This is a genomic window from Microbacterium sp. UBA1097, assembly GCF_002313585.1.
GTDB lineage: Bacteria > Actinomycetota > Actinomycetes > Actinomycetales > Microbacteriaceae > Microbacterium.
Genome location: NZ_DCBW01000001.1, coordinates 1,682 through 3,132, shown reverse-complemented (window position 1 = coordinate 3,132; position 1,451 = coordinate 1,682). Strand labels below are relative to the sequence as shown.

Annotated in this window: 1 protein-coding gene; it reads left to right on the top strand. The window is 69.8% G+C overall.

Annotated elements, in window-relative coordinates:
* A partial coding sequence (locus tag B4F19_RS00010; RefSeq protein ID WP_349675935.1) for an ISL3 family transposase occupies positions 1 to 1,315 on the top strand: 1,315 nt, incomplete at its 5' end.
* Positions 1,316 to 1,451 lie beyond the last annotated feature (136 nt).

The window sequence follows — 1,451 nt, the reverse complement described above, 5'->3', positions numbered from 1 at the left end:
TCACCATAGTTCGGGGTGCGCTGACGCGTGCTCTGCCGCCTGCCCGTGTTCCCGCTGCGACTTGCTGCTCGGCCTCGATGGGGTCCATGTCAAGGACGTTGACCGCCGTGACGGGCTGCTGATCGTGACCGTCTCGAGCCCGGCGGCACCGACCGGCTGCCCGTCGTGCGGGGTCGTCGCGACCGGCCGCGGACGTCGCCGACGGGTGCTTCACGATGTGCCCGGCGTGACGCGGGTGCGGATCGTGTGGCGGCAGCGGGTCTGGCGGTGCGACGAGGTGGGATGCGTGCGACGGACGTTCGTGGAGCAGCTCCCGGGTCTGGTGGCCCGGCGCGGGTCGATCACCACGCGCGCCGTCGGCTGGGCGATCGGGCAGCTGCGCCGCGAGCACGCCACCGTGCACGGTATCGCCCGTCAGCTCGGAACGTCGTGGAAGACGGTGTGGCGGGCCGTCGAGCCCGAGCTGGTCAAACTGGCTGAGGACGAGTCCTGGTTCGAGAACGTCACCACCCTCGGCGTCGATGAGCACATCTGGCATCACACAGACCCCCGAAAGCGCGGCCCGAAGGAGCTGACCGGGATGGTCGATCTCAGCCGCGACAGCACCGGAAAGACGCGGGCGAGGCTGCTCGACCTCGTGCCCGGCCGCTCCGGGAAGGCCTACGCGTCCTGGCTCGCCGAACGCGGCGAAGCGTTCCGGCAGAACGTGAAGGTCGCAGCTCTTGACCCGTTCGCCGGCTACAAGACCGCGATCGACGACAAGCTCGAAGACGCCACGGCCGTGCTGGACGCGTTCCACGTCGTCAAGCTCGGCAGCGCCGCCGTCGACGAGGTCCGCCGCCGCGTCCAGCAAGACACCCTCGGGCATCGCGGTCGGACCGGCGACCCGCTCTACGGGATCCAGACCATCCTCCGCGCCGGCGCCGAGAACCTCACCGAGAAGCAGCGGACCAGGCTCGCGGCAGCGATCGAGGCCGACCCCGCGCACGACGAGGTGTTCGTCGCATGGCAGTGCGCCCAGCAACTGCGTTCCGCCTACCACCAGAAGGACCTCGCCGAGGGGCGGCGGATCGCCGAGAAGGTCGTCGACACATTCCACACCTGCCCGATCCCCGAGATCGCCCGCCTCGGCCGCACCCTCCGCCGCTGGCGAGCCGCGTTCCTGGCCTACTTCACCACCAGCCGGGCGAACAACGGCGGCACCGAAGCAGTGAACGGCATCATCGAACTCCACCGCCGCCTCGCCCGCGGCTACCGAAACCGCGACAACTACCGGCTCCGCATGCTCCTCGCCGCCGGCGGACTCACCCCATGACCCCCACCGAATGTCCGAAGAGCCTTTGCGGCTCTTCGGACATTCGGTGGGGGTGAGGCTCGCCGGGTGAGGTTCGGCGGGTAGGGGTCGAGGTCCCCGAGGATCAGTAGCTCCAACTGCTGCTCCAACCGAGGAC